26 protein-coding genes are annotated in these 22,604 nt (G+C 70.9%); 12 read left to right on the top strand and 14 right to left on the bottom strand.

Features of this window, described 5'->3' with window-relative positions:
* Window positions 1-13: 13 nt before the first annotated feature.
* From AMO33_RS08055 to AMO33_RS08040, 4 genes are all read right to left on the bottom strand, one after another.
* Window positions 14-241, bottom strand: a complete 228-nt coding sequence (locus AMO33_RS08055) for a 4Fe-4S dicluster domain-containing protein (RefSeq protein ID WP_011208977.1) — start codon at window positions 239-241, stop codon at window positions 14-16.
* A complete protein-coding gene (locus tag AMO33_RS08050; RefSeq protein ID WP_060593372.1) occupies window positions 238-996 on the bottom strand; it encodes a GntR family transcriptional regulator in 759 nt (252 codons plus the stop codon). Before AMO33_RS08050 ends, AMO33_RS08055 begins: the two co-directional genes overlap by 4 nt.
* Window positions 997-1,202: 206 nt before the next feature.
* Complete coding sequence (locus AMO33_RS08045) at window positions 1,203-2,993, bottom strand: acyl-CoA dehydrogenase (protein ID WP_060591710.1); 1,791 nt, start codon at window positions 2,991-2,993, stop codon at window positions 1,203-1,205.
* An 87-nt stretch (window positions 2,994-3,080) separates the two neighbouring features.
* Window positions 3,081-3,527, bottom strand: coding sequence for a winged helix-turn-helix transcriptional regulator (locus AMO33_RS08040; RefSeq protein WP_060591708.1), 447 nt, complete (start codon window positions 3,525-3,527; stop codon window positions 3,081-3,083).
* A 116-nt stretch (window positions 3,528-3,643) separates the two neighbouring features.
* Here AMO33_RS08040 and AMO33_RS08035 point away from each other — a divergent pair, with 116 nt between their 5' ends.
* The 4 genes from AMO33_RS08035 to AMO33_RS08020 all read left to right on the top strand — a co-directional run bounded on the left by AMO33_RS08035 (window position 3,644) and on the right by AMO33_RS08020 (window position 6,521).
* The gene (locus tag AMO33_RS08035; RefSeq protein WP_060591706.1) at window positions 3,644-4,549 is read left to right on the top strand and encodes an alcohol dehydrogenase catalytic domain-containing protein; all 906 of its coding nucleotides are present in this window, start codon (window positions 3,644-3,646) and stop codon (window positions 4,547-4,549) included.
* Between the two features lie 69 nt (window positions 4,550-4,618).
* Window positions 4,619-4,996, top strand: a complete 378-nt coding sequence (locus AMO33_RS08030; RefSeq protein ID WP_060591705.1) for an ArsR/SmtB family transcription factor — start codon at window positions 4,619-4,621, stop codon at window positions 4,994-4,996.
* The gene (arsB, locus tag AMO33_RS08025; protein ID WP_060591704.1) at window positions 4,993-6,093 is read left to right on the top strand and encodes an ACR3 family arsenite efflux transporter; all 1,101 of its coding nucleotides are present in this window, start codon (window positions 4,993-4,995) and stop codon (window positions 6,091-6,093) included. The genes AMO33_RS08030 and arsB overlap by 4 nt, the downstream gene beginning before the upstream one ends.
* 14 nt (window positions 6,094-6,107) lie before the next feature.
* Window positions 6,108-6,521 carry an arsenate reductase ArsC gene (locus AMO33_RS08020; protein ID WP_060591703.1) on the top strand — a complete coding sequence of 138 codons (414 nt, stop codon included), beginning with the start codon at window positions 6,108-6,110 and terminating at the stop codon, window positions 6,519-6,521.
* 91 nt (window positions 6,522-6,612) lie between these two features.
* On the opposite strand, the gene AMO33_RS08015 is transcribed toward AMO33_RS08020, so the two are convergent.
* A complete protein-coding gene (locus tag AMO33_RS08015; RefSeq protein WP_060593371.1) occupies window positions 6,613-7,119 on the bottom strand; it encodes an ArsI/CadI family heavy metal resistance metalloenzyme in 507 nt (168 codons plus the stop codon).
* Window positions 7,120-7,215: 96 nt separating this feature from the next.
* Here AMO33_RS08015 and AMO33_RS08010 point away from each other — a divergent pair, with 96 nt between their 5' ends.
* Complete coding sequence (locus AMO33_RS08010) at window positions 7,216-7,575, top strand: Rv2640c family ArsR-like transcriptional regulator (protein ID WP_011208985.1); 360 nt, start codon at window positions 7,216-7,218, stop codon at window positions 7,573-7,575.
* 11 nt (window positions 7,576-7,586) lie between these two features.
* Here the strand turns inward: AMO33_RS08010 and cysC are convergent, their stop codons facing one another.
* Genes cysC through AMO33_RS07995 form a run of 3 tightly spaced genes read right to left on the bottom strand, consistent with a single transcriptional unit; the run spans window position 7,587 to window position 11,277 of the window.
* Window positions 7,587-9,425: an adenylyl-sulfate kinase gene (cysC, locus tag AMO33_RS08005; RefSeq protein ID WP_060591702.1), complete on the bottom strand. Its 1,839-nt coding sequence runs from the start codon at window positions 9,423-9,425 to the stop codon at window positions 7,587-7,589.
* Window positions 9,425-10,357 (bottom strand): sulfate adenylyltransferase subunit CysD, encoded by a 933-nt coding sequence (gene cysD / locus AMO33_RS08000; RefSeq protein WP_011208987.1) that lies wholly within the window; start codon window positions 10,355-10,357, stop codon window positions 9,425-9,427. Before cysD ends, cysC begins: the two co-directional genes overlap by 1 nt.
* A gap of 32 nt (window positions 10,358-10,389) precedes the next feature.
* Window positions 10,390-11,277: a helix-turn-helix domain-containing protein gene (locus tag AMO33_RS07995; RefSeq protein ID WP_011208988.1), complete on the bottom strand. Its 888-nt coding sequence runs from the start codon at window positions 11,275-11,277 to the stop codon at window positions 10,390-10,392.
* An 84-nt stretch (window positions 11,278-11,361) separates the two neighbouring features.
* On the opposite strand from AMO33_RS07995, the gene AMO33_RS07990 reads away from it, so the two are divergent.
* From AMO33_RS07990 to AMO33_RS07980, 3 genes are read left to right on the top strand one after another with little or no spacing between them, the layout of a single operon-like run.
* A complete protein-coding gene (locus AMO33_RS07990) occupies window positions 11,362-12,522 on the top strand; it encodes a hypothetical protein (protein ID WP_060591701.1) in 1,161 nt (386 codons plus the stop codon).
* Window positions 12,522-13,298, top strand: a complete 777-nt coding sequence (locus tag AMO33_RS07985; protein ID WP_011208990.1) for an SDR family oxidoreductase — start codon at window positions 12,522-12,524, stop codon at window positions 13,296-13,298. The genes AMO33_RS07990 and AMO33_RS07985 overlap by 1 nt, the downstream gene beginning before the upstream one ends.
* Before the next feature lie 17 nt (window positions 13,299-13,315).
* Window positions 13,316-14,479: a sulfotransferase family protein gene (locus AMO33_RS07980; protein WP_060591699.1), complete on the top strand. Its 1,164-nt coding sequence runs from the start codon at window positions 13,316-13,318 to the stop codon at window positions 14,477-14,479.
* Here AMO33_RS07980 and AMO33_RS07975 read toward each other — a convergent pair whose 3' ends face one another.
* The gene (locus tag AMO33_RS07975) at window positions 14,480-15,142 is read right to left on the bottom strand and encodes a PaaI family thioesterase (protein WP_041560095.1); all 663 of its coding nucleotides are present in this window, start codon (window positions 15,140-15,142) and stop codon (window positions 14,480-14,482) included.
* A 122-nt stretch (window positions 15,143-15,264) separates the two neighbouring features.
* On the opposite strand from AMO33_RS07975, the gene AMO33_RS07970 reads away from it, so the two are divergent.
* The gene (locus AMO33_RS07970) at window positions 15,265-15,918 is read left to right on the top strand and encodes an HAD family hydrolase (RefSeq protein ID WP_060591697.1); all 654 of its coding nucleotides are present in this window, start codon (window positions 15,265-15,267) and stop codon (window positions 15,916-15,918) included.
* A 17-nt stretch (window positions 15,919-15,935) separates the two neighbouring features.
* Here AMO33_RS07970 and AMO33_RS07965 read toward each other — a convergent pair whose 3' ends face one another.
* The 3 genes from AMO33_RS07965 to AMO33_RS07955 all read right to left on the bottom strand — a co-directional run bounded on the left by AMO33_RS07965 (window position 15,936) and on the right by AMO33_RS07955 (window position 18,016).
* Window positions 15,936-16,745: an ABC transporter ATP-binding protein gene (locus tag AMO33_RS07965; protein ID WP_060591695.1), complete on the bottom strand. Its 810-nt coding sequence runs from the start codon at window positions 16,743-16,745 to the stop codon at window positions 15,936-15,938.
* The gene (locus AMO33_RS07960) at window positions 16,742-17,413 is read right to left on the bottom strand and encodes a FadR/GntR family transcriptional regulator (RefSeq protein ID WP_060591693.1); all 672 of its coding nucleotides are present in this window, start codon (window positions 17,411-17,413) and stop codon (window positions 16,742-16,744) included. Before AMO33_RS07960 ends, AMO33_RS07965 begins: the two co-directional genes overlap by 4 nt.
* A 75-nt stretch (window positions 17,414-17,488) precedes the next feature.
* Window positions 17,489-18,016, bottom strand: coding sequence for a DinB family protein (locus tag AMO33_RS07955; protein WP_060591691.1), 528 nt, complete (start codon window positions 18,014-18,016; stop codon window positions 17,489-17,491).
* A 68-nt stretch (window positions 18,017-18,084) separates the two neighbouring features.
* Between AMO33_RS07955 and AMO33_RS07950 the strand changes: the two genes are divergently transcribed.
* Entirely contained in the window at window positions 18,085-18,504 is a 420-nt protein-coding gene (locus tag AMO33_RS07950; protein ID WP_060591689.1) for a hypothetical protein, read from the top strand.
* A gap of 19 nt (window positions 18,505-18,523) precedes the next feature.
* On the opposite strand, the gene AMO33_RS07945 is transcribed toward AMO33_RS07950, so the two are convergent.
* Window positions 18,524-19,408, bottom strand: coding sequence for a helix-turn-helix domain-containing protein (locus AMO33_RS07945; RefSeq protein ID WP_060591682.1), 885 nt, complete (start codon window positions 19,406-19,408; stop codon window positions 18,524-18,526).
* A 130-nt stretch (window positions 19,409-19,538) separates the two neighbouring features.
* Here AMO33_RS07945 and AMO33_RS07940 point away from each other — a divergent pair, with 130 nt between their 5' ends.
* The gene (locus AMO33_RS07940) at window positions 19,539-20,330 is read left to right on the top strand and encodes an SDR family oxidoreductase (protein ID WP_060591680.1); all 792 of its coding nucleotides are present in this window, start codon (window positions 19,539-19,541) and stop codon (window positions 20,328-20,330) included.
* Between the two features lie 2 nt (window positions 20,331-20,332).
* Window positions 20,333-21,406, top strand: coding sequence for an NAD(P)H-dependent amine dehydrogenase family protein (locus AMO33_RS07935; protein WP_060591679.1), 1,074 nt, complete (start codon window positions 20,333-20,335; stop codon window positions 21,404-21,406).
* 98 nt (window positions 21,407-21,504) lie between these two features.
* Here AMO33_RS07935 and AMO33_RS07930 read toward each other — a convergent pair whose 3' ends face one another.
* On the bottom strand, window positions 21,505-22,599 hold the full coding sequence (locus tag AMO33_RS07930) for a YncE family protein (RefSeq protein ID WP_060591677.1): 1,095 nt from the start codon (window positions 22,597-22,599) through the stop codon (window positions 21,505-21,507).
* Between the last annotated feature and the right edge of the window lie 5 nt (window positions 22,600-22,604).

The raw sequence follows: 22,604 nt of genomic DNA, 5'->3' as shown, positions 1-22,604 counted from the left end.
GGGGACTTCCAGTTCAGCGGAGCAGGTAGGGCATGTTGACGGTGACGGCGCCGGTGGGGCAGCGGGCCGCGCACGGGCCGCAGTACCAACACTCGTCGACGTGCATGTAGGCCTTGCCGTTGTCGGGATTGATCGCCAGTGAGTCGAGTGGGCAGATCTCCACGCACAGCGTGCAGCCTTCGATGCACAGCGATTCGTCGATCGTGACGGGGATGTCGGCGCGCTGGTTCACCAGTGTCACTGGCGGACCCTCCATTCCGGATTGCTGCGGGACAAGCTGCCGCGCATGGTGATTCGGTCTCCGCGCATGCGGATGTACTCCAGGTCGACGGGTCGGCCGTCGTCGAGGCGGGTCAGCCGCTCCAGCATGAGCAGGGGCGCGCCCGCGGGGATGTCGAGGGTGGTGGCGGTGTGCGGGTCGGCCGCGACCGACTCGAGCGCCAGGTCCGCCGAACCGAGCGAGCACCCGGCGATCTGCTCGATGAGCACGAAGATGTCGGTGTTCTCCAGGTCGTGCGTGAGCACCTCGGCGCCGATGTCGGGGGAGAGGTAGGTCAGATCCAGGCTCAGCGGCAGGTCGGCGAGGTAACGCAGGCGCTCCACGTGCACGACACGTTCGCCGGGTGCCAGCGCGAGTCTGCGCGCCACCGCGGGCGGCGGGGTGCGGTGGGTGGCGACCCTGACCTCGTTGCGGACGGTGCCGTGGTCCTTGAGCGTCTCCTGCAGGCCCAGCAGCTCGTCGAGCCCGTGGTCGACTTTGCGCCGCGCCACCCGGGTGCCGATCTTGGGCGCGCGCTCGATCAGGCCCTCGTCTCGGAGCAGCGCCAGCGCCTCCCGCACGGTGTTGCGGGAGGCGGCGTATTCGGCGGCCAGCGCCTGCTCGCTCGGCAGCGCCCGCTCGAACGCCCCGGCGTGGATCTGATGGCGCAGCAGATCGGCGACCTGGCGCGCATGATCCGCGCGCAGCCGCCGCACCGGTGCGGGCTGTGCTCCCATCTCGTCCGCCTCTCCCTCGCTGACCTGCACGAACAGCGACGATAGACGGCGTCGAAGGCCCTGATTCCGCCGCGAAATCCGCGCCGTCGGCCGCGGCGCGGATTTCGCCGGTCGCACCGGCGATCCACCTGCGCAAACGCCCGGCTCCGGCGGCATTGCGCCACCCGGGGCCGGGCGTCTCGAGTTCGGATCAGGCCGAGCGAAATTCAGAACCAGGCGTCGCGCATTTCCAGCGTGGTGCGGTCGAGGCCGGCGAGCAGGTCCAGCTGCGGCCCGGTCCTGGGCAGTTCGTAACGGAAGAAGTAGCGGGCGGCGGCGCGTTTGCCCGCGTAGAAGTCACCGTCGTGCCCGGCCGCGGCGACCGCCTGCTCGAGCCAGATCCAGGCCAGCACGATGTGCCCGAAGGCCTCCAGGTAGATCGTGGAGTTGGCCATGGTGGCCGCCGGGTCGCCTGCCGACAGCATGGCGGTGGTGACGGTGACCAGTCGTTGCCAGGACGCGTCGAGGGCCTCGGCCAGTTCGGCGGGCTCGCCGCCCAGCGCGCGGGCCGCCGCCACGCTCGCCGCGATCCGCTGGGCGAGCAACCGCAGCGAGGCGCCCTCGTGCTGGATCACCTTGCGGCCCAGCAGATCCATGCCCTGGATGCCGTGGGTGCCCTCGTGGATGGGGTTGAGCCGGTTGTCGCGGTAGTGCTGCTCCACGTCGTACTCACGGGTGTAGCCGTAGCCGCCGTGCACCTGGATGGCGAGATTGTTGGCCTCCAGGCACCACTGCGACGGCCAGCTCTTGGCGACGCCGGTGAGGATCTCCAGCAGCAGCGTGTGCTCGCGCGCCGACGCCGGATCGGTGCGGGCCAGGTCCACCAAGCGGTTGCAGTAGAGCAACAGCGCCAGCGCGCCCTCCACATAGGACTTCTGCGCCAGCAGCATCCGCTTCACGTCGGCGTGCTCGATGATCGGGATCTGCGGCGTGGCCGGGTCTTTGGCGGTGACCGCCCGGCCCTGCTGCCGCTCGCGGGCATAGCGCAGCGACTTCAGGTACCCGGTGTAGCCCAGCGCGGTCGCCCCGAGCCCGACGCCGAGGCGGGCCTCGTTCATCATGTGGAACATGTAGGACAGGCCCCGGTGCGGTTCGCCGACCAGGTAGCCGACCGCCCCGGCCGCGCCGCCCGGCGTGTGCCTGCCCTCGCCGAAGTTGAGCACCGTGTTGACGGTGCCGCGGTAGCCCATCTTGTGATTGAGTCCGGCGAGGGTCACGTCGTTGCGCGCACCGAGCGAACCGTCCGCATCCACCAGGTATTTCGGCACCACGAACAGCGAGATGCCCTTCGTGCCCGCCGGGCCGCCCGGAATCTTGGCCAGCACCAGGTGCACGATGTTCTCGGTCAGCTCGTGATCGCCGCCGGAGATCCACATCTTCGACCCGAACAGCCGATAGGTGCCGTCCTCCTGCGGTTCGGCACGGGTCACGATGTCGGCCAGCGAGGAGCCCGCCTGCGGCTCCGACAGGCACATCGTGCCGGTGAACCGGCCCTCCACCATGGGCTTGACGAACCGGTCCACCTGCTCGGGGCTGCCGTGCGCGGCAAGCAGATTCGCATTGCCGATGGTGAGGAACACATAGCCCGCGGTGCCCACGTTCGCGGCCTGGAACCAGGCGAACCCGGCCGCCTCCACCACCGACGGCAACTGCATGCCGCCGACCTCGGCGTCCATCGCGGCGCCGACGAGGTTCGCCTTGCCGAACGCCTGCACCGCGTCCTTCACCTCGGGGATGATCGTCACCCGCTCGCCGTCGAAGCGCGGCTCCTGCGCGTCGTTGGCTTTGTTGTGCGGGGCGAAGTAGCGGGTGGCCAGGTCCTCGCACAGGTCGAGGAAGCCGTCGAAGGTCTCCCGGGAATGGTCGGCGAACCGCTCCCGCCCGGTCAGCTCCTCCACCCGCAACCACTCGTACAGCAGGAACTCCAGATCACGGCGGGAGATCAGGTCGGAACGCACGGGTCCATCCTCTCGTGGATTCTCGGGGCCGGGTCGGCCGTTCGGCGATTGATACATTACCCGGCCTGTGTCGCGAAAAGGGTGGGGTTACCGATCCGGATTCTCGGCGTCGTAGCGCTCCCGGTTCGCCACCACCTCGTCCATGTGCGCTTCGGCCCAGAGCTTGATGCCGCGCATGACCCCGTGCAGGGACAGGCCGAGGTCGGTGAGTTCATAGGTGACCGTGACCGGCACGGTCGGGGTCACCGTGCGGGTGAGCATGCCGTCGCGTTCGAGCGAGCGCAGCGTCTGGGTGAGCATCTTCTGGCTGACGCCGGCCAGCCGCTGGGACAACTCGGAATAGCGCATCGCGCGCGGCCGACCCGCCGGTGTGCCGGGCGGGTGCGGGCCGTCGCTGCCGAGGGCGGCCAGCACCAACGCCACCCATTTGCCGGAGATGCGCTCGAGCAACTGACGGCTGGGGCAGCCCGCGAGGAACGCGTCGTACCCTGCCTGTGCCTCGGCGCGCTGTTGCGCGGCGGTCATGGTCGGCATGGCCGATCTCCTTTCGTGCTCCTCGGTGCCATACGCACTTTCAGGTGCCTACTTCCCGAGGGAGAGTTACCGCTCCATTGTGGAGTGGACAGCCGTTCCACACCAGAGGAGACCCGATGTCCCCCACCTTCCGCGCCGCCGTCGTCCGCACCCCGGGCGGACCCGACGCCATCGAGCTCATCGAGCTGCCCGTCACCGCACCCGGACCCGGTGAGGTGCGGGTCGCCGTCGCCGCCGCCACGGTCAACCCGGTGGATCTGAGCACCGTCGGTGGGCTCTTCCACCAACTCGGCCTCATCCACCAGCCCGATCATGTCGGGATCGGCTGGGATTTCGCCGGGACCGTCGCCGCCGCCGGCGCGGGTGTCGACCTGCCGGTCGGCACCAGGGTCGCCGGTGTGCTCACCGGCTTCGACCGCGACCTTGGCGCCTACGCCGAACAGCTCGTCGTCCCGGCCGCCGCCGTCGCCCCCGTGCCCGATGCGCTCGACCTGCCGACCGCCGCCACCGTCGGCATCAACGGCCTGGCCGCGTCGCAGCTGGCCGAGTTGCTCGGCGACGGGCCGGGCCGGTTGCTGATCACCGGCGCGGCGGGCACCGTCGGCGCCTATCTGGTGCCGCTCGCCCGGGACCGCGGCTGGCTGGTCACCGGCCTGGCCCGCGCCGAGGACGAACCCTTCCTCCGCGACCTCGGCGCCGAGTTCACCACCGCACCCGCGCCGGGCTTCGACGCCGTGGCCGACGCCGCCGCGCTGGGCGGGCCCGCCCTCGCCCTGGTCCGGGACGGCGGCACCTATCTGGGCGTGCGCCCCGGCATGGCGCCCGCCGCCGAACGCGACATCACCGTCGATGTGGTGGAGACGCGCCCCGACACCGCACGGCTCGCCGAACTTCTCGACGCCGCGGCGCGCGGCGTCCTGCCCACCCGCGTGCACGCCGTGGTCCCGCTGAGCGAGGCCGCCGCCGCGCACCGCGCCGTCGCCAAAGGTGGGGTCCGGGGGAAGTACGTGCTGGCGCCGTGAAGGGTCGCCGGCGGGCCGGAGGATTCGCGCCGGTTTGCCGATTGATTCGACATCGGTCAATATCGATGCATGTCTAATCCGTCGCTTCCGGTGGCCCCCGTCGACGCCTGCCCGGCGGCTCCGCTGGTGCGGGAGCCGCTGAGCGAGCAGGCCGCTGCCGAGCTGGCCGTGGTGTTCAAGGCGTTGTCGGATCCGGTGCGGTTGCGGCTGCTCAGCTCGATCGCCTCCCGCGCGGACCAGGAGGCGTGCGTCTGTGATCTCTCGGCGGGGATCGAGCTGACCCAGCCGACCATCTCCCACCACCTCAAGGTGCTGCGCGAGGCGGGCCTGCTGACCAGCGAGCGGCGCGCGTCCTGGGTGTACTACCGGGTGGTGCCCGGTGCCTTCGCGCGGTTGTCGCAGGTGCTGCCGGTGCCGGCGCGCCGCGGTGACGAGGTGCCCGCGTGACCACCGCGCCGGACGCGGTGGTGGGCAAGCTGTCGACACCGGACCGGTTGCTGCCGGTGTGGATCGGCGCCGCCATGGCGGCGGGATTGTTGCTCGGGCGGCTGGTGCCGGGACTCGGCGATGTGCTGAGCGCGATCGAGATCGACGGCATCTCGCTGCCCATCGCGGCGGGACTGCTGATCATGATGTACCCGGTGCTGGCGAAGGTGCGCTACGACCGCCTCGACACCGTCATCGGTGATCGTCGCCTGCTGGCCGGATCGCTGCTGCTGAACTGGGTCGTGGGGCCCGCGCTGATGTTCGCACTGGCCTGGATCTTCCTGCCGGACCTGCCCGAGTACCGCACCGGGTTGATCATCGTCGGCCTCGCGCGCTGCATCGCGATGGTGATCATCTGGAACGATCTGGCCTGCGGTGACCGCGAGGCCGCCGCCGTGCTCGTCGCGTTGAACTCGGTGTTCCAGGTGCTCATGTTCGCCGTGCTCGGCTGGTTCTATCTGTCGGTCCTGCCCGGCAGGCTCGGCCTCGAGCAGGCCGCCATCGACGCCTCGCCGTGGCAGATCGCCCGCTCGGTGCTGATCTTCCTCGGCGTCCCGGTGGCGGCGGGCTACCTGACCCGGCGACTCGGGGAGCGGGCGAAGGGGCGCGACTGGTACGAGGGCCTGCTGCTGCCCGCGCTCGCTCCGTGGGCGCGCTACGGCCTGCTGTTCACCATCGTCGTCCTGTTCGCTCTCCAAGGCGAACGGATCACCGCCCAGCCGCTTGACGTGGTCCGGATCGCGCTGCCGCTGCTGGTCTACTTCGCCCTCATGTGGGGTGGCGGCTATCTGTTCGGCGCCGCGCTCGGAGTCGGTTACGCGCGCACCACCACGCTGGCGTTCACCGCCGCGGGCAACAATTTCGAACTCGCGATCGCCGTCGCCGTCGCCACCTACGGCGCCACGTCCGGCCAGGCTCTCGCCGGTGTCGTCGGACCCCTCATCGAAGTCCCCGTCCTGGTCGCCCTGGTCTACGTCTCGCTGGCCCTGCGCCCCCGCTTCCGCACCGGCGGGGGATCCCGGCCGACCCCGGCCACCGTCGACATGCCCACCAGCTGAAAGGCCCGTCCGCGATGCGCAACCACAAGCCTCGCGTCCTGTTCGTGTGTGTCCACAACGCCGGACGCTCGCAGATGGCCGCCGCATTCCTGGCCCACCTCGCCGGTGCTGCCGTCGAGGTGGATTCGGCCGGCAGCGATCCCGCCGACCACATCAACCCGGTCGCCGTCGAGGCCATGCGGGAGGTCGGCCTCGACCTGGCCGGCCGCCGCCCGCAGCGGCTCACCTACGCGGCGGTCGACGCCGCCGATGTGGTCATCACCATGGGCTGCGGCGACGCCTGCCCGGTGCTGCCCGGCACCACCTACCGCGACTGGAAACTGGACGACCCGGCGGGCAAGGGGATCGACGCGGTACGGCCCATCCGCGACGAAATCCGTGCCAGGATCGAAGAACTCGTCGCCGAACTGGTGCCGGACCGCGCCTGATCGGCATGGCGTGGGCGGGCAGGCGCGGTCCGCCGCCGCAGCGGCCGGAGTGCTCGCGGCGGAACGCGGGGTGCGCCGGCGGTCGCGGCCGTCAGCCCACGGCGGACGGCGTGCAGCACGACACGGTCGGCTCGGTCCCGCCGTCTCCCTCGGCGGACGCGCCGGAACCGCAGCACGCCCGCACGGCCTGCCGATCATCCCGCTCGGTCGATTCCGGTGCGGCGCCGAAGTGTTCGGTATCGGACAGCACCGTGTACACCTCCCATCGCTCCGCGTCCGGACCGGTTACCCACACCTTGTCCTGGGTGGCGAAGCAACACGTCGTGGCCATCTGCTCCTCGGTGAACAGGCCGGCCTGCGACAGGCGTGCGATCTCGGCGTGCACCTGCTCGGAGGAGTCCACCTCCACGCCGAGGTGGTTCACGCTGCCGCCCCGGCCGGGATTCTCGATGAGCACCAGTTTGAGCGGGGGCTCGTCGATCGCGAAGTTCGCGTATCCGGGCTTGCGCTTGGCCGGTTCGGCGCCGAACAGCGTCGAATAGAAGCCGACCGCCTGCTCGAGATCGTCGACGTTGAGCGCGAGTTGGACTCGGGACATCGGAATCACCACCTGTTTTACATATGTCGAAAAGCTGGACAGGCATGAGTCTGCCACCTTTTCGACATATGTCAATACAGTGCGTAGGATGGGGTCATGCCGAAAGCACTGCCCGTCATCGACATGACCGCCCCGGTCTGCTGCCCGCCGGTCGCCGCCGGACCGGTCGACGACGAGGCGGCCCTGCACGTCGCGCTGCGGTTGAAGGCGCTGGCCGACCCGGTCCGGGTCAAGCTCGTGTCACTGCTGCTGGCCGGGGCCGACACCGGACGCAACGGGGGAGAACTGGCCGCAGCCGTCGGCCTCGCCGAGTCCACGGTCAGCCACCACCTGGGTCAGCTCCGCAAAGCCGGGCTGGTCACCTCCGAACGCCAGGGCATGACGGTCGTGCACCGCGTCCACCGCGACGCACTCGCCGCCCTCTGCGTCGTCCTCGACCCGAACTGCTGCCGGTAGCAGTCAGCCCGTCACGCCAGGTCCTCCAGCAACGTCAGGATCGCCCGCGCCATCGCGGCCGGGTCGCCGTCCTCGGGACGCAACACCAGCGCCGGGGACTCCGGCGCCTCGTAGGGATCATCGATGCCGGTGAACCCCGAGATCTCCCCGGCGCGTGCCTTGGCGTACATCCCCTTCGGATCCCGCGACTCGCAGATCTCCAGCGGCGTGTCCACGAACACCTCGACGAACGGCAGGCCCGCCGCCTCGTGCACGGCGCGCGCCCGCTCGCGATCGGCGCGGTAGGGGCTGATCAGGGAGACCACCGCGATGACACCCGCGTCGGCGAACAGGCGGGCGACCTCGCCGACCCGGCGCACGTTCTCGGCGCGGTCGGCCGCGGAGAAGCCGAGATCGGCGTTGAGTCCGTGCCGCAGGTTGTCGCCGTCGAGGAGGAAGGCCGGACGGCCCTCCGCGACCAGCCTGCGCTCCAATTCCACCGCCACCGTGGACTTTCCGGAGCCGGACAGGCCGGTCAGCCACACCGTGGCCCCGCGGGTGGGTCGCTCCTGCCTGCCGACGGCGGTGGAATGCCACACCACCTGGGTGGTGGGCAGGGTGGGGCCGCTGATCATGCCCGCGGCGACGGTGTTGCCGGTGGCGTCGTCGACGAGGATGAAACTGCCGGTGGTGCGGTTGCGCCGGTAGGGGTCGAACAGCAGCGGCTGGCGGGTGTGCAGCTGGATGCGCCCGATCTCGTTGAGCGACAACGACTGCGCCGAATCGTCGCGGTGCAGGGTGTTGATGTCGAGCCGGTAGTCCAGGCGGCGGATCTCGGCGGTCACCGAGCGGGTGGTGTGCTGGAGGGTGTAGCGGGCGCCGGGGGTGAGCTGGGTGTCCTCGGCGAACCAGCACACCATCGCGTCGATGTCGCGGCCCACCTGCGGGCGGTTGGCGGGCCGGCAGATCAGGTCGCCGCGGGAGACGTCGAGCTGATCGCTCAGCTGCACGGTGACCGCCTGCGGCGGAAACGCCTCCGTGACCGGCTTGCCGCCCGGCCCCCAGATCGCGGCCACCGTGGTGGACAGTCCCGAGGGCAGCACCGTCACCTCGTCGCCGGGCTTGAACACCCCGCCCGCGACGGTGCCCGCGTAGCCGCGGAAGTCCTTGGCGTGGCTGCGGGTCACGTACTGCACGGGGAAACGGGCGTCGATTAGGTTGCGGTCGGAGGCGATGTGCACCTCCTCGAGGTGGTGCAGCAGGGGAGTGCCCTCGTACCACGGCATGTTCGCGCCGCGGTGCACGATGTTGTCGCCCTGCAGGGCCGACACCGGGATGAAGCTGAGGTCGGTGACGTCGAGTTTGGTGGCGAAACCGGCGAATTCGTCGCGGATTTCGCCGAACCGCTGCCCGGACCAGTCGACCAGATCCATCTTGTTCACGCACAGCACCAGGTGCCCGATGCCGAGCAGGCTCGCCAGGAACGCGTGCCTGCGCGTCTGCTCCACCACGCCCTTGCGGGCGTCCACCAGGATCAGCGCGACGTCGGCGGTGGAGGCCCCGGTGACCATGTTGCGGGTGTACTGGATGTGGCCGGGGGTGTCGGCGATGATGAATTTGCGCCGCGGCGTGGCGAAGTAGCGGTGCGCGACGTCGATGGTGATGCCCTGTTCGCGTTCGGCGCGCAGGCCGTCGGTGAGCAGCGCGAGGTCGGGGTAGGCGTCGCCGCGGTCGCGGCTGGTGCGCTCCACGGCGGCGAGCTGATCGGTGAACAGGCTCTTGGAGTCGTAGAGCAGCCTGCCGATGAGGGTGGATTTGCCGTCGTCGACGCTGCCCGCGGTGGCCAGGCGCAACAGGGTGGTGGCGGCCATCAGAAGTACCCTTCTCGTTTGCGATCTTCCATGCCCGCCTCGGAGATGCGGTCGTCGGCGCGGGTGGCGCCCCGTTCGGTGATCCGCGCGGCGGCGACCTCGGCCACCACCTCCGCGGGGGTGGCGGCGGCCGACTCGACGCAGCCGGTGCAGGTGGCGTCACCGACGGTGCGGAACCGCACGGTGGCCTCGTAGGGCTGCTCGCCGTCGAGCAGGTGCAGGAACCTGGTGTGCGCCAACAGCATTCCGTCGCGCTGCACCACCGGCCTGCGATGCGCGTAGTACAGCGGGGGCAGGTCGATGCCCTCGGCGGCGATGTAGCTCCAGATGTCGAGTTCGGTCCAGTTCGACAACGGGAACACCCGGATGTGTTCGCCGCGGCGATGCCTGCCGTTGTAGAGGTTCCACAGTTCGGGGCGCTGGTTGCGCGGTTCCCACTGGCCGTAGGCGTCGCGGAAGCTGAACACGCGCTCCTTTGCGCGGGCCTTCTCCTCGTCGCGGCGCGCGCCACCGAACACCGCGTCGAATCCGCCCTCGCGGATCGTGCGCAGCAGGGTGGCGGTCTGCAACCGGTTGCGGGAGGCGCGCGGCCCGGTCTCCTCGACCACCCGGCCCGCGTCGATGTCGTCCTGCACCCGCCCGACCAACAGCCGCAGGCCCAGGCGCTCGACGGTGCGATCGCGGAACTCGATCACCTCGTCGAAGTTGTGCCCGGTGTCGATGTGCAGCACCGGGAACGGCAGCGGCGCCGGCCAGAAGGCCTTGGCCGCCAGGTGCAGCATCACCACCGAATCCTTGCCGCCGGAGAACAGCAGCACCGGCCGTTCGAAGGTTGCCGCGACTTCCCGGAATATGTGTGCCGACTCGGCCTCGAGCGTGTCCAGATGGGGCAGCTCGTAGGTGTTCGCCGTCGACTTCGCGTACTGGCTCACGCTTGAAAACTAGAACACGTTTCTGTGTTAGGTCAATGGGTGCGCGCGGGCTTGCGTCCGCCCGAGGCGGCGGTCACCGCGTCGGCCGCGGCCACCAGCGCGCTGCCGCGGCGGTGGATCTCCGCGCCGGTGATCGAGGCGCCCACGTACATCGTCAGCACCATGTTCTGCCTGCCGTCCCCGCCGTAGGTCGGGGCGGCCAGCAGGCTCACCGGATGTTCCTTGCGCGGGCGAAGATCCGCGCCGAGGTAGACCCGTTCGCCCAGGCTGGTGACCAGTTCACCGACGATCTCGCGCAGCTCGGCGGGCAGGTCTCGGTCGGCGACACCGGCCAGTAGCGCGTAGAGCCGCCGCCCGGCCGCGGTGAGGCTCTCCACCAGGTAGCCGCGCTCCCGGCACTCGGCCACCACCTGGCGCAACCGTGTCTCGTCCTGTTCCAGCGGGACCGCAGGCGGCAGGGCGAGCCAGGCGTCGAGTGCCGCGTCGTGGTCCCAGAGCACGTACATCAGGCCCACCGGCGGGGCGAAGTGATAGGACGCGCCCACCTTCACCATGCCCGGGCCGGTGCTCTCCAGCACCGAGATCCGGTCGCCGACCACCGCCGAGGCGGTGCAGGTGGTGCGGTAGGTCTCGCTGAGTTTCGCCAGCTCGGCGCGGGCGATGGCGGAGATGGCGAAGCTGTCCTGGGCCACCCGGCCCGCGGCGATGAGGGCGGGGCCGAGGCCGTAGGTGTGCAGGTGCGGGTCGCGCACCAGGTAGCCGGCGGCGGTGAGCTCGTTGAGGATGCCCAGGCAGGTGGGCTTGGCCAGGTCGAGCGCCCGCGCCAGCTCCGAGAGGCCGAAGCGCTTGCCGCGCTGCTCGACGAGGAAGTCCAGCACCTGGATCACCCGGGCGGTCGGTGCGGATCTGCGCGCGGTCATGGACAACTCCTAGAACAGGTTCTAATCTTGCTTCCATCGAAATGTACCAGAGCGGTACATATCTGGAACACCGGAGAGAGCCTCTTGCTGACCCAACCGTTCGCGGACGCCATGGCCGCCGCCGAGCAGATCATCACCGAAGCGCCGCATATCCGGACCGAGCAGGATCTCGTCGAGGGCTACGACTACCTCGCGGGCAGTATCCGCGCCTGCATGCAGCTCGCGTGGGCCTACGACCGGGATTTCCCGTTCTTCGCCCGCTCCACGGCGCAATACACCAAGATGGGTCTGGACAATCCGGACACCCTCTACTTCCACACGTTCCTGCGCCCGGACGCCGAATACGTCGTCACCGGGCGCCGGGGCACCACCCGCGATCTGAGCTTCCAGGTGCTCAACGGCAACTACTCCCCGGTCGACGTGCCCGACAGCGAGACGGCCTTCGACGACCGCGAACTCGACATCGCCCCGGACGGCAGCTACGAACTGCGCCTCGGGCCCGGGCCCGGCCGTCGCGGTTACGTGCACCTGGCCGAGGATTCGGCCATGCTCGTGGTCCGCGAGGTGTTCGGGGACTGGTCCGAGCGGCCGGGCAGCCTGCGCATCCAGCGCGTCGACACCATCGGTGTGGCGCCGCCCGCGCCCAGCCGCGATCTGCTCGCCAAGCGGTACGAGATCGCGGGCAAGATGCTGGTCTCCCGGCTGCGGACCTTCCTGGCCTTCCCCGAGTGGTTCTACCTGAACCTGCCGGTGAACACGATGACCGAACCGCGCCCCACCCCCGGTGGCCTGGCCACCCAGTTCTCCTCGGTCGGCCACTACGACCTCACCGACGACCAGGCGATGATCATCACCGTCCCGAAGTCGGACGCGCCCTACCAGGGCTTCCAGCTGGGCAGCATGTGGTACATCTCGCTGGACTACATCAACCACCAGACCAGCCTCAACGCCGACCAGGCCCGGGTGGACCCGGACGGCATGATCCGGCTGGTCGTCGCCGAACGCGACCCCGGCCTGGTCAACTGGATCGAACGCACCGGGCACGCCCGCGGCTACCTCCAGTTCCGCTGGCAGCGGCTCTCCCGGGAACTGAAACCCGAGGACGGCCCGACCGTGGAGATCGTGCCGATGGACGAGCTGCCCGCGCGGCTGCCCTACTACGAGGACGCCCGGGTCACCCCCGAGGAGTGGAAGGCGCGGATCGCCGCGCGTCAGGTCGCGGTCGCGGAGAGGATGCTGGGCTGATGTTGTTGCAGGACAAGGTGGTCGTCGTCTCCGGCGTGGGTCCGGGACTGGGCCGGGCGATCGCGGTGCAGAGCGCCAAGGCCGGCGCCGACGTGGTGCTGGCCTCGCGGACCGAATCGCGGCTCACCGAGGTGGCGAAGGAGATCGGCGAGCTGGGCAGGCGGGCCCTGGCGGTGCCCACCGACATCAGGAACGAGGACGCGGTGCGCGCCCTGGTGGAGACCACCCGCGCGGAGTTCGGCCGGGTGGACACCGTGGTGAACAACGCGTTCGCCATCCCGCCGCTGGCCGACCTGGCCGAGGTCGACCTCGACCAGGTGCGCGCGGGCTTCGAGACCAACGTGCTGGCGGCGCTGCGGCTGACCCGCGCCTTCATCCCCGACCTCGCCGCGTCCACCGGCTCGGTGGTGATGATCAATTCGGCCGTGCTGCACCACTCCCGGCGCACCTTCGGCCCCTACAAGATGGCCAAGTCGAGCCTGCTCGCACTCGCCCAGAGCCTGGCCACCGAGCTGGGCCCGCAGGGCATCCGCGTCAATTCCGTGGCGCCGGGCTATATCTGGGCCGACAACCTGAAGTGGTACTTCAACTACCTGGCCGAGCAGCGCGGCATCACCGCCGAGGAGGTCTACGCCGAGACCGCGAGCACCATCGACCTGCGCAAGCTGCCCGAACCCGACGAGATCGCCGACGCGGTCGTGTTCTTCGCCTCGTCGCTGGCGCGGGCGATCACCGGCGCGTGCCTGGACGTCAACGCGGGCGAGTACCACCACTGATGAGGAGAACACAGGACATGATCGGCAGGGACGACGTCGGCACCGTCGAGGATCTGCACGCCTCGGCGAGCAAGGTGGTCGGGCTCGACGACTTCGGCACCGACGACTACCGCGAGGGGCTGGGCGTGCTGCTCGACTCCTACCACCGCGACGCGGAGCTGACCCCCTTCGGCAACAAGGTCAACCGCGCCTTCCTGCGCGGCGCGCTGATCGCCCGGCTGCTCAGCGAGAACGCCTGGCAACGGCACCCCGAGCACGCCGAGGTCGCCGTCGAGCGACCGGTCTTCGTCACCGGCCTGCCGCGGTCGGGCACCACGGCGGTGCACCGGTTGCTCGAGGCCGACCCGGCGCATCAGGGCCTGGAGATGTGGCTGACCGAGATGCCGCAGCCGCGCCCGCCGCGGGAGACCTGGGCCGAGAACCCGGTGTATCAGCGGATCGAAGCGGCCTTCGCCAAACACCACGTCGAACACCCGGAATTCATGGGTGTCCACCACATCTCCGCCGACCAGGTGGAGGAGTGCTGGCAGTTGCTGCGCCAGTCGGCGATGTCGGTGTCCTACGAATGCCTGGCCTACCTGCCCACCTACTCCACGTGGTTGCGCGAGCAGGACTGGACGCCCGCCTATCGCAGGCACAAGCGCAACCTGCAACTGATCGGGCTGCCCGACGCCGAGAAGCGCTGGGTGCTGAAGAATCCCAGCCACCTGTTCGCCCTCGACGCGCTCATGGCCGTCTACCCGGACGCACTCGTCGTGCAGATGCACCGCGATCCGCGCACCATCATCGCCTCGGTGTGCAGCCTCAACGAGAAGGCCACCGAGGGCTGGTCGGAGAAGTTCCGCGGGCCGGTCGTCGGCGAGACCCAGCTGGACCTGTGGGCGCGCGGGGCCCACCGATTCCAGGAGGACCGCAAGCGCTACGACCAGGCGCAGTTCGCCGACGTCTACTACGACGACTTCGTCGCCGACCCGATCGGCGCCATCGGCGGCATCTACGACCGGTTCGGGATGACCTTCACCGCCGAGGCCGAGTCGGCCATGCGGGCACTGCACGGCGAATCCACCTCGGGAGCGGCGCGGCCCGCCCACCAGTACACTCTCGCCGAGTTCGGCCTCACCGCCGATCAGGTCGACGAGCGGTTCGCCGACTACCGGGCGGTGTACTTTCCCGACCGGTGATCAGGCCTGACCGGGCCGCAGCACGATGAACAGCCCGTGCGCCTCGGCGCACAGGCGTTCGCCGTCGTGCAGGGTGGCGCGCACCCACACCTTGCGGCCTTCCTGGTTCTCCACCCACGACCGCAGCGTGAGCTCCTTGTCGAGCGGGGTGATGGAGCGGTAGTCGATGGTCAGCGAGGCGGTGCGGGTGACCGAACCGGCGTGGATGGCCGCGGCCATGCCGCACAGCTCGTCGAAGCCGACGGCCATCTGGCCGCCGTGCGCGGCCGCGTTGCCGCCGAGGTGGAAGGTGCGGAAGGTGATGGCGGTTTCCACGCCCTTGCGGCTGGCCCGCTGCACCCGGAAGGGCGGCAGCGTGACGTTGCCGCGGGCGGGCAGATCGTGGCGGGTCCAGGTCGGGGTCGACCACTCGTCCACCACCGCGTCGGCCAGCTTGGCGTTGAGTTCCTTGAGCTGGCCGATCAGTTCCAGCGCCAGGTCGTCGGAGGGGGCGGCGACCCGGGCCTGGTCCATGAGGATGCGCACCTGCTCGACGAATTCGCCGAAGTAGGGTCCGCCCCGGCTGAAATCGGAGTCGCGCACCATCTGCTCCCACATCGGCCGGAAGCCGCCCTCGTGGTGCTCGGCGGTGGGCAGCGGGTCGGCGGTGTGGTCCTCGGTCATGAGGACAACGGTATCCGGTTGGTTGCCGGGCGCCGACCGGTGGGTGGCGCCCGCCACGGCCTCTACGCTGGGCGTCGAGCACCGTGGTTGGTGTCCCGACGGCGAAGGGGTGTGGCAGGGCGATGCAGATCACAGCGGTCGTGTTCGACATGGACGGCGTCCTCATCGATTCCGAACCGGTGTGGGAGCGGGTGCGCCGCGCCTACATCGCCGACCACGGCGGCACCTGGCAACCGGACACCCAGCGCAGGCTGATGGGCATGAGCACGGGGGAGTGGTCGGCCTACCTCAGCCGGGAGCTCGGTGTCGACGCGCCACCCGACCGGGTCGCCGCCGAGGTGATCGCGCTGATGTCGCAGCACTACGACCGCGCGGTGCCGCTGCTGCCCGGCGCCGTCGAGGCGGTGCGGCGGATGAGCGAGAACTTTCCGCTCGGCCTGGCCAGTTCCTCCCCGCGCGCGCTGATCGACACCGTCCTCGGCCGCACCGGGCTGATCGAGCACTTCACGGTGACGTTGTCCACCGAGGAGGTCGCGCGCGGCAAGCCCGCACCCGATGTGTACCTGGCCGTCGCCGACAAGCTCGGTGTCGCGCCGCAAGCCTGTGCGGCGGTGGAGGATTCGAGCAACGGCCTGCGCTCCGCGCACGCGGCGGGCATGCGGGTGATCGCCGTGCCCCGGCCCGAGTACCCGCTGGACCCGGACGCGCGGGCACTGGCGAGCGCGCTGGTGACGGATCCGACCGCGCTCACCCCCGCGCTGGTGGCCGGCGGGTGAGGTGCGGCCGCGCCGGTTCAGCCCGCGTAGGCGCGCAGCGGTTCGGCCTGCGCGCGGGCGCTCCAGCGGCCGCGGTCGTAGCCGACCTCGACGGGGTGGTCGAAGGCCGCGGTGACGGTCGCGGTGGTGATGGTGTCGGCGGCGGGACCGGCGGCGACGGTACGGCCGTCGGCGATGAGCAGGGCGTGGGTGGTGGTGGTCGGCAGTTCTTCGAGATGGTGGGTGACCAGGATCGAGGCGACGTCGGGATGGGTGTCGTCCAGGCGGGCGATCGTCTCCAGGAGTTGTTCGCGGGCGGCCACGTCCAGGCCGGTGGTCGGCTCGTCGAACAGCAGCAGGCGGGGTTCGGCGACGAGGGCGCGGGCGATCAGGGCCCGGCCACGTTCGCCCTGGGAGAGGGTGGGCCACCCGTTGTCGGCCTTGCCGGACAGGCCGACCGTGTCGATCATCTCCTCCGCCCGCCGCAGGTCGTCGGCGCCGGGGGTCCAGCGCATCGGCAGATCCACGGTCGCGGTGAGCCCGGTGAGCACGACCTCGCGAATGCTCAGCGGGGAGCGCAGCGGATGACGCGGGTTCACGTGGCCGATGTCGTGGCGCAGCCGCGCCAGTTCCACCCGGCCCAGTTGCTGCCCGAGCACGCGCACGGTGCCGGTGGTCGGGAAGGTGTTCGCGGCACAGAAACCGAGCAGCGTGGATTTGCCCGCGCCGTTGGGGCCGAGCAGCGCCCAGCGCTCGCCGGGACGCACGGTGAGCGAGATGCCGTGCAGGATGGTGCGGCCCTCGCGCCGGAAGGTCACATCGATCAGTTCGAGCACCGGGTCGGTCATGCGAAGGCCGCCTTCAGCTGGGTGAGGTGGGCGCGGCTGAATTCCGCTGCCGCGGTGGGATCGCCGGCCGCGATCGCCTCGACCAGGCGGGCGTGCGCGGCATGGTCGGCCTGTTCGGAGGGGACCGGGCGGATGGCGAGCATGTCGATCATGGCCGGGCGCAGCCGGGGGAGGAAGGTGTCGAACAGTTGCGTGAGCACGTCGTTGTGCGCGGCGACGACCACGGTGCGATGAAAGGCCATGTCGGCGTCGACGTGGTCGGGGATCGGCTCCCCGTGCGGTTCGCGCGCGGCCAGGCTGCGCCGCAGCGCGCGCAGGTCGGCGGGGGTGCGCCGCCGGGCGGCGAGCGCGGCGGCCTCGGCCTCGATGGCGATGCGTGCCTCGATCACGGCGGCGATGTCGGCCCGGCGCAGCATCGCGTCCCAGTCCTCGGTCACGTCCAGGGCGGTGACGAACACCCCGGCGCCCTGCCTGCTGTCGAGCACGCCCTTGCCCGCGAGTTCGCGGATCGCTTCGCGCACCGTCGAGCGGCCGACGCCGAGCTGGGCCGCCAGTGTCGTCTCGCCGGGCAACCGGTGCCCGAGCGCCCATTCGCCGGCACGGATCCGTTCGAGCAACAGCTCGGCCGTCTGCGCGGCCAGCGGATGCCGTCTCACCTGCGGGACCATCACCCTGCCTCTCTACTTGTCTGAGGAGTTGCCTCCATGGAAGCACATCCGGCGGCCGGTGGGTCGGGCAGGGCCTCAGTCGCCGGTGCGCCCGTCGATGCGTTCGCGCAGCAGGTCGGCGTGGCCGTTGTGGCGGGCGTACTCCTCGATCATGTGCAGGTAGACCCAGCGGACGGTGTAGCGGGTGCCGGTTCCGCCGCGGGGGAAGACGAAGGTGTGGTCGAGGGGCAGGGGCGCCATCGCGGCGTCGGCCGCGGCCACCTCGGCGTGGTAGGTGGCGAAGGCCGCGCGCGGGTCGGCGTCGTCGATGTCCTCGAAATCGCCGCTGGGATTCGCCTCGCTGCAGTAGAGGTGGTCGAGGTCGGTCTCGGCGGCGGCGAGGCGGAACCAGCCGCGTTCGACCTCGCTCATGTGCCGGACGAGGCCGAGCAGCGACATCCGTGACGGCGGCACGGCGCGGCGGCGCAGGGCGGCGGCGTCCAGTCCCGCGCACTTCCACAGCAGCGTGCGCCGATGCCGATCGAGCCAGCCCTGCAACAACTCTCGCTCGCCGCCGTCGGTCGGGGCGCTGGTGCGGGTCACTTCGGGCGCGGTCCACGTCACGCTCCGAGGGTAACCGGGGCGCCGGCCGCCGCGGTGCCGCCCGGCGCGGAATCGGGCAGACTGACCCGATGCGTCCCGAATCCCGCGCACCGGACCCCGGCGAGGGCCGTCCCCACCTGGAACTCGCGCGGGCCGAGGACGATTGGATCCGGGCGGAGTACCTTCCCGAGGCGCTCTACCACCTGCGATACCGGCGCGCGGGCGGTGACCGGTACGAGCTGTACACCGCCGATCACCGCTGGGTGCGCGACATCCTGGTCGCCTGGCTCGCTCGGGACGACCGCTGGCACGAGTCCCCGGCGTGGTCGCGCATCGACCCCGCGATCGCCGAACTCGAGACCGTCCGCGGCGAGATGAGCGAATTGCTCGACGGCTTCGGACTTCTCGACGCGCTCGCCGAGTTCGAGGACGGACTCGACGACGCGCTCCGCCGGGCCGACGAACTGTTGGGCGACGACGGCGCCCCGGCCGACCCGCCGCCCGGCTAGCGGCGCGCGGAGCGTCGGCTCACCCGCTCAGCGCGGCGGTCAGCGCCCGGGCGGCCGCCAGGGTGATGGCGATGTACCGGTCCCGATCTGCCCTTGTGGTCGTCGCACGCAGCGGTCCGAGCTGCACCTCGTAGGCGGCCGTGCCCGCGCCGTCGAACACCGGCGCGGCCAGGTAGCTCAGCGGCAGCTGCTCGTCACCGTCGAGCTCGTGCCGGGTGAAGGGACGCGCGGTGAGGGCGGTGAGCTGGCGCAGGGCCCGGGTGCGCAGGTGCGGGTGCAGCAGTTCGGTGCCCACGGCCGCGAGCAGGTCGGCGAGCAGGTCCACGGTGCCTGCGTCGTCGGAGCGGGGACGGAACACGGCGACGCCGCGGTCCTTCACCAGGGTGAGCAGCGCGCCCGCGGTCCGTCGGTCGGCGTCGGCGGTGGTGGCCAGCCAGGTGTTCTGCTCGGCGGCGGGCCGCCACGGCATCACCGCCGCCCCGGCCGGGAACCGCAGTGGAATCCGGTGGCCGACCGGGATTCCCGGCACCATCCGGTCCGGGCCGTGCCGGACGTCGAGCACCGTCAGCGCGTCGGGTTCGATGCGGCTCAGCGTCGCGCCGCAGCCCGCCTCGGTGGCCAGTTCCTGGAGTATGTCCCCGATCTCGGGCGGCAGCAGCGGGCCCGTGAGGGTGAGCAGGCCGGGTCCGAGCCGGTACCCGCGATCGGGCACCCGCACGGCCCAGCCCGCGAGATCGAGTTCGGCCAGCACGGCCGTGGCGGTGGCGCGGGCGATGCCCAGGCGTTCGGCGATGGCGGCCACGGGAAGCGGCTCGGCCGCACCGGCGAGCAACGTCAGGATCTCGACCACCCGCCGCGTCGGCGGGGAGGGCGAGCGCACCGCGCCCGTCTGCGTGTCCGTCATCGGCGAACCCCTTGTGTCCGTTCCTGGCACCGACCTACGATGACGAATATAGAACATCACCTGTCGAATATTCGTCATCAGTATTCGACGTCGTCTACCGCCGCCGCATGCGGCGCCGATCGGAGCACACATGATTCTCGACCGATTCCGGATAGACGGGCAGGTCGCCGTCGTCACCGGCGCGGGCCGCGGCCTGGGCCGCGCCATCGCCGTGGCCTTCGCCGAGGCGGGCGCCGACGTGCTGATCGCGGCGCGCACCAAGCAACAACTCGACGAGGTGGCCGAGCAGATCACGGCCGCGGGCAGGCAGGCGCACGTCGTTGCCGCCGACCTGAGCGACCCCGAGACCGCCGCCGGGCTCGCCGAGGCGGCCGTGCAGCGGTTCGGCAGGCTCGACATCGTGGTCAACAATGTCGGCGGCGCCATGCCCTCGCCGCTGCTGGACACCACCCCGCAGGCGATGATCGAGGCGTTCACCTTCAACGTCGCCAACGCGCACGCGCTGATCCGCGCCGCCGTGCCGCACATGCTGGCCACCGCGGACGGCGGCTCGATCGTCAACATCACCTCGACCATGGGCCGCCTGCCCGGTCGCGCCTTCGCCGCCTACGGCACCGCCAAGGCCGCGCTCGCGCACTACACGAAACTGGCCGCGCTGGACCTGAATCCGCGCATCCGGGTGAACGCGATCGCCCCCGGCTCGATCCTCACCTCGTCGCTCGAGGTGGTCGCGGGCAACGAGCAACTGCGCACCGAACTCGAGACGAAGACCCCGCTGCACACCATCGGCGAGCCCGCCGACATCGCCGCGGCCGCCCTGTATCTGGTCTCGCCCGCCGGGAAGTACCTCACCGGCAAGGTGCTCGAACCCGACGGCGGTCTGATCCAGCCCAATCTCGCCATCCCGATCCCGGACCTGTGACCATGAGCGTACGAGTCGTGCAGTGGGGCACCGGCAATGTCGGCAGGCATGCGCTGGCCGGCATCATCGCCGCCCCCGACCTGGACCTGGTCGGCGTCCACGTCTCCGGACCCGACAAGGCGGGCAAGGACGCCGCCGCCCTCGCGGGCCTGGACACCCCGACCGGCGTGACCGCCACCGCCGACGTCGCCGAGATCCTGGCCCTGCGCCCGGACTGCGTCGTCTACTGCGCCATGACCGACAACCGGCTGCTGGAGGCCGTCGAGGACCTGCGCACCCTGCTCGCCGCCGGGGTGAACGTGGTGGCCTGCGCCCCGGTGTTCTTCCAATACCCCTACGACGTGCTCCCCGACGACCTGCTGCAGCCGGTGCTGCGCGCCGCCGCCGACGGTGGTGCCTCGTTGTGGGTCAACGGGATCGACCCCGGTTTCGCCAACGATCTGCTGCCGCTGGCGCTGGCGGGCACCTGCCTGCGCATCGACCAGCTGCGCTGCCTGGAGATCGTCGACTACGCCAGCTACGACAACCGCGCGGTGATGGTCGACATCATGGGCTTCGGCAAGCCGATGGACGAGACCCCGATGCTGTTGCAGCCCGGCGTGCTGTCGCTGGCATGGGGCAGTGTGGTGCGTCAGCTCGCCGCGGGTATCGGGGTGCGGCTGGACGCGGTGACCGAGACCTACGAGCGGGTGCCCGCACCGGAGTCTTTCGACATCGCCACCGGCCACATCGCCGAAGGCACCGCCGCCGCACTGCGATTCGAGGTGCGCGGCATGGTGGGGGACCGGGCGGTGACGGTGCTCGAACACGTCACCCGGCTGCGACCCGATCTGTGCCCGGACTGGCCGCAGCCGCCGCATCCGCAGGGCTGCTATCGGGTCGAGCTCACCGGCGACCCGAGCTACGTGCTGGACCTGGTGACGTCGAGCCCGCGCGGCGACCACAACTTCGCCACCCTGCTGGCCACCGCGATGCGCATCGTCAACGCCGTGCCCGCGGTCGTCGCCGCACCACCGGGCCTGCTGACCGCGCTCGACCTGCCGTTGATCACGCGGCCCGCCGTACCACCCTCCTGATCGGAGAGCCCGGCGCTCTCCGATGCGTTCCGGCGGTCACCTCATCGGCCGCCGGAACGCGGGGGGTCGGTCCGGAACGCGGTGTCGCTCCGGCTCGTTCAGTCGAGGAAGGCGCCGGAGGCGGGGCCGGAACCGGTGGGGATGGGGGCGCCCGCCGGTTGCCATGTGGCGGTGTGGAAGGGCACCAGCGCGCCCGCGTGCGGGTCGGTCCGCAGATAGGTGTGCAGCAGGGTGGTGGCGTCGAGCGCGGCCGCGGGCACCGTGAACGGCGCGGCGACGTGCGTGCCGAGGCTGCCGACGTACATCTTGGCGCCGTCGGCGGTGAAGCCCACCGACAGCGGCGCGTCCACGGGCACGGTGCCGGTGACCCGGTCGGCGGCGAGATCGATGACCTGGACCGCGTCCGCGCCGAGGGTCGCCACCATCAGCCGCGTCCCGTCCGGGCTGATCGCGCCCGCCACCGGTGCGCTGCCGGGCGCGAAGGCGATGGCGCCCAACCGGGTCCAGCTCTGGGTGTCGATCACCGAGACGTTGTCGCCGAGCACGTTGAGCGTGTAGAGCTTGCGGCCGTCGGGGGAGACCGCCGCGGAGGCGGGTAGCGAGCCGTCGATCTGGATCCGCTCGCCCACCTGGAAGCCGGTCTCCGGATCGAACACGGCGGCGGTCGAGTCGGCGAAGACGGTGTACAGCTTGCCGCCGTCGGGGGAGATGGCGGCGGCGAAGGGGATGGCGGGCAACGGCATCGAGCGCACCAGGGTGTTGCTCACCGTGTCCAGCACGTCGATCGACGGACGCGCGGTGAAGACGTAGACGCGGTCGCGCACCGGGTCGGCGATCGGCTCGGTCATGCCGTCGGTGCCGCTGATCGGGATGCGGGCGGTGACGGTGTTGCTGGTCCGGTCCACCACGGCGATGTCGTCCGGCCCGGTGAACGGCGGATTGGCCGACTGCACGTACAGCTGCCTGCCGTCGCGGGCGGCGGCGACGGCCGCGGCCTGCGCCCCGACACCGTCGATGCGGGCCCGTACCTGGTCGGCGGCGGTGTCGACGACGAGCACCGCGCCCTCGCCCATGACCGGAACGTAGGCGATGTCGGCACCCTCGTCGGCGCCCGCGGCAGGCGCGAGCAGCGACAGGACGACCGCGGCGAGCGCGAACGCGCGCCCGGATCGACGCCGGAACCGGATTGCCATCCTCG

It is taken from the genome of Nocardia farcinica (assembly GCF_001182745.1).
Classification (GTDB): Bacteria; Actinomycetota; Actinomycetes; order Mycobacteriales; family Mycobacteriaceae; genus Nocardia; species Nocardia farcinica.
The sequence above is the reverse complement of the archived record's forward strand: the minus strand, read 5'-3'. Positions and strand labels throughout refer to the sequence as shown.